Origin of the sequence: Natronomonas sp. (genome assembly GCF_036625485.1) — an archaeon.
Taxonomy (GTDB): domain Archaea; phylum Halobacteriota; class Halobacteria; order Halobacteriales; family Haloarculaceae; genus Natronomonas.
Genome location: NZ_JAZKTR010000131.1, coordinates 1 through 6,477 on the forward strand (window position 1 = coordinate 1; position 6,477 = coordinate 6,477).

General features: G+C 66.3%; 7 protein-coding genes and 1 pseudogene. 4 read left to right on the forward strand and 4 right to left on the reverse strand.

Annotation, left to right across the window (positions count from 1 at the left end):
- The first annotated feature begins 72 nt into the window (after positions 1-72).
- Positions 73-930, forward strand: a complete 858-nt coding sequence (hisG, locus tag V5A53_RS11635) for an ATP phosphoribosyltransferase (protein ID WP_332313781.1) — start codon at positions 73-75, stop codon at positions 928-930.
- A 184-nt stretch (positions 931-1,114) separates the two neighbouring features.
- Here the strand turns inward: hisG and V5A53_RS11640 are convergent, their stop codons facing one another.
- Together V5A53_RS11640 and V5A53_RS11645 are read right to left on the reverse strand one after the other, a co-directional pair.
- Entirely contained in the window at positions 1,115-1,465 is a 351-nt protein-coding gene (locus V5A53_RS11640) for a DUF7473 family protein (protein ID WP_332313782.1), read from the reverse strand.
- Between the two features lie 36 nt (positions 1,466-1,501).
- Positions 1,502-2,065 (reverse strand): TATA-box-binding protein, encoded by a 564-nt coding sequence (locus tag V5A53_RS11645; protein WP_332313783.1) that lies wholly within the window; start codon positions 2,063-2,065, stop codon positions 1,502-1,504.
- A 124-nt stretch (positions 2,066-2,189) separates the two neighbouring features.
- On the opposite strand from V5A53_RS11645, the gene V5A53_RS11650 reads away from it, so the two are divergent.
- Positions 2,190-3,134, forward strand: a complete 945-nt coding sequence (locus V5A53_RS11650; RefSeq protein WP_442928618.1) for a methyltransferase domain-containing protein — start codon at positions 2,190-2,192, stop codon at positions 3,132-3,134.
- A 15-nt stretch (positions 3,135-3,149) separates the two neighbouring features.
- On the opposite strand, the gene V5A53_RS11655 is transcribed toward V5A53_RS11650, so the two are convergent.
- Both V5A53_RS11655 and V5A53_RS11660 read right to left on the reverse strand, forming a co-directional pair.
- A complete protein-coding gene (locus tag V5A53_RS11655) occupies positions 3,150-3,647 on the reverse strand; it encodes a protein-tyrosine phosphatase family protein (protein WP_332313785.1) in 498 nt (165 codons plus the stop codon).
- Positions 3,648-3,649: 2 nt separating this feature from the next.
- The gene (locus V5A53_RS11660) at positions 3,650-4,648 is read right to left on the reverse strand and encodes an AAA family ATPase (protein WP_332313786.1); all 999 of its coding nucleotides are present in this window, start codon (positions 4,646-4,648) and stop codon (positions 3,650-3,652) included.
- A gap of 93 nt (positions 4,649-4,741) precedes the next feature.
- On the opposite strand from V5A53_RS11660, the gene V5A53_RS11665 reads away from it, so the two are divergent.
- Both V5A53_RS11665 and V5A53_RS11670 read left to right on the forward strand, forming a co-directional pair.
- Positions 4,742-6,118, forward strand: coding sequence for a phosphoglucomutase/phosphomannomutase family protein (locus V5A53_RS11665; protein WP_332313787.1), 1,377 nt, complete (start codon positions 4,742-4,744; stop codon positions 6,116-6,118).
- A 178-nt stretch (positions 6,119-6,296) separates the two neighbouring features.
- Positions 6,297-6,477, forward strand: a pseudogene (locus tag V5A53_RS11670) (RNA-guided endonuclease TnpB family protein); the annotation flags it as partial.

Sequence of the window (6,477 nt, forward strand, 5' to 3'; positions counted from 1 at the left end):
GCGTCCGATAGGGTAAAGGCCCATCCGACAGCGTCCGATAGGGCAAAGACCCGCCCGCCACAAGCGGGGGATATGCGCATCGCCGTGCCCAACAAGGGGCGCCTTCACGAGCCAGCACTCGATTTGCTCGAACGCGCCGGCCTGCACGTCAAAGACGGCGCCGACCGGAAACTCTACGCCGACACTGTCGACCCCGACGTGTCGCTGCTTTTCGCCCGCGCCGCCGACATCCCCGAATACGTCTCCGACGGCGCCGCGGCGCTCGGCATCACCGGCCTCGATCAGGCCGAGGAATCCGACGTCGACCTCGTGGACCTGCTCGATCTGGAGTTCGGAAGCTGTCGACTCGTCCTCGCCTCGCCGGAGGACGGCGGCGTTCAGGCCCCCGAGGAACTCACCGGTGGCACCGTCGCCACCGAGTTCCCGTCGATCACCGAGGCCTACTTCGAGGAGTTGGGCATCCAGCCCGACATCGTCGAGGTTTCCGGAGCGACCGAACTGACGCCGCACGTCGATATTGCCGACGCTATCGTCGACATCACCTCGACGGGGACGACCCTCCGGATGAACCGGCTGGCGGTCATCGACGAGGTACTGGAGTCGTCGGTCCGCCTCTTTGCCAACCCGGACGTCGCCGACGACCCGAAGGTCGAACAGGTCCGGACGGCCTTCCAGTCGGTGCTGGACGCCGAGGGCAAGCGCTATCTGATGATGAACGTACCCACGGATGCCCTCGACGATGTCCGCGAGGTCATCCCGGGGATGGGCGGGCCGACGATCATGGACGTGGCCGGCGACTCCGAGGACGAGTCGGTCGTCGCGGTCCACGTCGTCGTCGACGAACGGGAGGTCTTCGAGGTGGTTCCGGAGTTGAAACAGGCCGGCGCAAGCGACATCCTCGTCACCGAGATCGAGCGGCTTGTTCCCTAGACGTGGCTATCGGTTTGTCGAAAACGGGGTGGGGAGAGTGGGGGATACCCCGAGCGCTGGCAGGTCATCGCCGCGAGTGGGGTGGGGGACGCATGTCAATGGTTCGTGACGGACCCGACCAGCGTTTCACACTAACTTACCCTGCATAAAAGAGGTGGTGGCTAACATTTTAGGCCGCCAATCGTCACCCGAACAGGAGGTTCCGGAGCGTGAAGCCGAGAACGACGGCGATGGCGAAGTGAAACGTCGTCAGCAGGGCTGCACCCTTCGTCGTCAGTTTGTAGACGTAGCGGACGGCCACCAGTGTGGCGAGGAAGGCGAACACTGCGATGGCGAGCGGTTCGGCGGCTCCGAGAAGCATCGAGACGGCCGCGGGGACCGGCGAGACGGCGACGGCGCGCTGATGTGGCTCGTCGCCGAGTACCCACAGCGCTGCCAGGTGGAGCGTGACCGCATAGAAAAGCGCGGCCAGCACGAACGTGACGGCGAGCGCGAGCGGGCCGCCGCCGACGAGGTCGGCCTGCAACGGGAGCATACCTCGACTACGGTGCGGCGACGGGAGTAGGTGTCGCTATCCGTCCAGCAGACCGAGTTCTTCCAGCCGCGAGACGATCTTGTCGACGGCTTCCTCTGCGTCTTCGGGCTTTTTGCCGCCCGTGATGACGAGTTTCCCGGAGCCGAAAAGCAGCGCGACGACGTCGGGATCATCGAGACGGTAGACGAGACCGGGGAACTGCTCGGGTTCGTACTCGATGTTCTCGAGCCCGAGACCGATAGCGATAGCGTTGAGGTTGAGATTGCGGCCGAGGTCCGCGCTCGTGACGATGTTCTGGACGACGATTTCGGGGTCCTCGTCGACCTGAATCTCGAGTTCGCGGAGTTTGTCGAAGACGATGCGCAGCGACTCGTGGACGTCGTCGGTGGACTTCGCGCCGGTACAGACGATCTTGCCCGAACGGAAGATGAGAGCCGCCGATTTCGGTTCCTGCGTCCGGTAGACGAGGCCCGGGAACTGCTCGGGGTCGTAGTCCGCACCCTCGAGGTCCATCGCGACGCTCTGGAGGTCGAGTTCCTGACCGATCCCCGTCGACGCGACGACGTTCTCGATATTGATAGTCTCCTTGGGGTCCTGCATGATTCGACTTAAAGCACGTATTTAAGGTTTATAAATGTAGGTGGTCGTTTCTGACAGGTCGCACAAGCGAGTGATGACCGCGCTGTTTATTTGCGGGCGACGGCCAGTTTCGGCCGTGTATCTGTTGGAGCTAGCCGGCGACGAGGACGCCTTCGCGCTTCGGGAGGCAGCCAGCCGCGGCTCCGACGTCGAGTTGCTGGCGCCCGGCCTCGCGACGGCCCGAGGGATTCGTCGTGCCGAGACGCTGGCCTACACGCGCCGCGTCTGTCGACTCGTCGGCACCTGCGAGCCCGCAGTCGAGGACGCGGTCGCCGTGCTGGAAGCCGCGAACATCAATCGCCAAGGCACCGTCGCCGTCCGCGCCCGTGACGTCCGCGGCCGCACGGATATCGACACACAGGCCGTCGAACGCGAACTCGGCGGCGTGCTGGTCGACCGGGGCTTCGAGGTCGACCTCGATGACCCCGAACACACGCTCGTCGCCCTCTTTTCGGACACCGCCGCGCTCGGCTGGCTCGAGTGCGAGACGACGCGGGATTTCGGCGACCGCCAGCCCACCGACAAGCCCTTCTTCCAGCCCGGGAGCATGGACCCGATGGACGCGCGCGCGCTGGCGAACATCGCCGGTGCGGCCCCCGACACTCGCCTTTTGGACCCGATGTGTGGTACTGGCGGCATCCTCGTGGAGGCCGGCCTCGCCGGCAGCGACGTCGTCGGCGTCGACGCACAGGAGAAGATGGTCCGCGGTGCCCGGCAGAATCTCGACCACTATCTGGATGGGGGCGAGGTCGTTCGCGCGGACGCGACGCGGTTGCCCTTCGCCGACGACAGTTTCGAGGGCGTCGTCTTCGACGCGCCCTACGGCCGCCAGTCGAAAATCGAGAGCGTCTCGCTGGACGAGTTGGTCGGCGACGCCCTCACCGAAGTCCGGCGGGTCGCCCCGCAGGCGGTGCTGGTCGCAGACCGGCCGTGGAACGACGCGGCCGAGGCCGCCGGCTGGACCGTCGAAACACGGTTCGACCGGCGCGTCCACCGCTCGCTGGTCCGGTACGTCCACGTGCTGGTGTGATTCGGATATAAACGGCTACTCCTCGTCGGCCTCGTATTCGGTCGTCAACAGGTCCTGCAACCGCTCGTCCGCCACGTCGTCGGGCAGCGTCTTCCGTGGCGCCCGCCCGGACGCCACGACGACGTCGAGGGCTTCCATCGGGCCGTAGCCGTGATGCCGGGTCAGCCACGCCGCGGCGACCAATCCCGTCCGGCCGAGGCCGTCGTCGCAGTGAATCGCCACGCGCTGGCCCGCGTAGTTTCCCATCCGGACCGCCTCAACGGCCGCATCGAGGGCGTCGTCGTCCGGCACCCCGTCGGCCGGCAGCGGCGCCTGTCGCGTCTCGAATCTCTCGTCGTAGGCCTCGGGAACGCCGTACTCGTCGGCTTCAGACTCCGAAAGCAAACAGACGACCCGGCCGATACCCGCCTCGTCGAGCGCGTCGAGCCACGAATCGAGGTCGCCGTCGCCGAAGCGGGGCCGACAGACGCCGAAGACGGGCGCGTCGGGGGCGACGGGAGCGAGGTTCGTCATCGCTATCGTCCGAGTTCCGCGAGCAGGCGCCCGAGGTGGACCCTATCGGAGGTCCCTTCGGACATCTCGAGGTCGATATCGCCCGCGAGTTCGTGAACCTCGGCGAGTTCGCGGCCGTCGTAACGGCTCCGGGCCGCCGCGAGCAACTCCCGCAGGATCTCGTCGCCTGCGAACCCCTCGTCGTACAACAACTCGTCGAGGCCACCCCGAGCGTCCTCGAAGTCGCCCGATTCGGCGTCGGCCAGAATCGATTCCAGTCGGTCGCGCATGCCCACGTCACCCAAGGCGTCGTAGGCGGCCTGCATCGTCACCTCGCCGGCCTCCTCGTGGGCCGTCTGGGCGCCGAGGATGGCCTTCCGGAGGTCGCCGTCGCCGTAGCCGGCGACGTATTCGAGGCCGTCGGCGTCGTAGTCGACGCCCTCGGCCTCGACGATGGTCTCCAGCACCTCGACGGTCTCGTCGTGAGTCGGCGCGCGCATCGGTACCGGGAAACAGCGGGACTCGATGGGTGGGATGAGCTTCGAGGGCTGGCGCGTGGCGATGACGAACTGCGTCGCCTCGTAGTGCTGTTCCATCACCCGGCGTAGCGACTGCTGGAAGTCCTCACGGATGGCCTCAGCGTTGTCCAGCAGTATCGTCCGGAAATCTCCCGAAACCGGCTGGTACGAGGCCTGTTCCTTGAGGACGTGGTTGATCATGTCGCGTTTCGAGAGCTGCGAGCGGCCCTCAAGAAAGTGTGCGAACCGGGGGTCGTTCTTGATCTCCTTCTTCGTGCGGCCGAAGAAGTCGGCGACGTTGATGACAACGAAGTCGTTGTCGGGGTCGGCGTGGGTCGCCTCGGCGAGTGCGCCGACGGCGGCGGTCTTGCCGACGCCGCGGGGACCGAAGACGACGAGGTTCATCGGCTCCTCGACGGCACGGCGGAGGTGGTCGCGGGCCTCGGCCTGCGGCAGGTCGGCAATATCGGGCGCGTGTTTCTCCGTCCACAGCGGCGCTTCCATTGCCGCGTTCTACCGTCCCGGCGTTCAAAAGCGTCCCCCTTCCCGCCGCCCGCGAGGACCGGTCTTTTTACTCGCCCCTGCCGATTCGCCTTCATGGACATCGAGTTCGGGACTGACGGCTGGCGGACGACCCGCGAGGAGTTCACGACCCCCCGCATCCGCGCGGTCGGCCAGGCTGTCGCCGACTACCTCCGGGAGAGCGACGGCTCGGGGCCGGTTGCGGTCGGCTACGACCCCCGCGAGGGCTCTCGGGCGGCCGCCGAGGAACTCTGTCGCGTCCTCTGTGCCAACGGCTTCGACGCCCTCATCCCGGACCGCGACACGCCGACGCCCGTGGTCGCGTGGACGGTCCGGAACCTCGACCTCGCCGGCGCCCTGCAGGTGACCGCGAGCCACAACCCCGCCGACTACAACGGTATCAAGTTCATCCCCGAAGGCGGCGCCCCCGCCCTCCCCGATGTCACCGACCGACTGGCCGACAACCTCCGGGAACCCGACTCGCTTCCCGAATCAGAGTGGGGAACCGTCACCGAGACGGACTTCCTCGAAGCGTATATCGACCACGCCCTCGCGTTCGTCGAGACGGACCTCTCGGGGCTGACCGTCGCCCACGACGCCATGCACGGCAGCGGCCGCGGCGTCACCGACGAACTCCTCGCACGCGCGGGCGCCGACGTGATACGTCTCCGCTCGGAGCGAGACCCCGAGTTCGGCGGCGAATCGCCGGAACCCTCCGCCGCCCACCTGCGGGACCTCGAAGCCCGCGTGCAGGACGGCGAGGCCGACCTCGGTATCGCCAACGACGGCGACTCCGACCGTATCGCCGTCGTCACGCCCGACCGTGGCGTCGTCGACGCGAACTGGCTGTTCGTCGCGCTCTACGACGGTCTGCTGGAAGAGGACATCCACGACGGTGACGCCGTCCGAACCGTCTCGACGACCTACCTCGTCGACCGGGTGGCGGCCGCCCACGGCCACGACGTCCACGAGACGCCGGTCGGCTTCAAGTGGGTTGCCGAGGCGATGGCCGACCACGACGCCCTCATGGGCGGCGAGGAGTCGGGCGGATTCGGCGTCACCGGCCACCTCCGGAACAAGGACGGCGTTCTCGTCGCCCTGCTGGTCGCTGCGGCCCACAGCGAGGAGTCGCTGGACGACCGCCTCGACCGACTCCGCGAGGCCCACGGCGACATCGCTCAGGACCGCATCAGCGTCGACTGCCCCGACGAGCGGAAAGCGGCGGTCATCGAGGACCTCGACGGGAGCCTGCCGGACCGCGTCGCGGGCGTCGAAATCGAGTCCGTGAACGACACTGACGGCTTCAAGATGGTGCTCGAAGACGGTTCGTGGCTGCTGGTTCGGCCCAGCGGGACCGAGCCCAAGCTTCGGGTCTACGCCGAAGCCGAGAGCCGCCAACGGGTCGAGGAACTGCTGGAGGCTGGCCGGGACCTCGTTCGACCGCTTGTATAGGAACGAGTAGTGCGGGAGCTTCGTTATGGAAGTTACAAGGCTAAAACTCCGCCCTTCAGGGCGGGGATACAGCCGACAACACCTCCACTAACCACGTTCGATGGCACTGCTGGATATTCCACGCCCAGTCGTTACTTTTAATTTATAATTCGCCATAATAAGTTATGAATACAGTTCGATGTTGGAGACAACTCGCACCTATCGAGCGAAAATCGTCAATCACCAACAGGTGGGTGACGACCTCGACCAGTGTGGGTTCTCCGCGTCGAAACTGTGGAACGTCGCCCGATACTACACGCAGGGTCGGTGGGACGACGACGGGGAAATCCCCGACGATGGCGAACTCAAATCCGAACTCA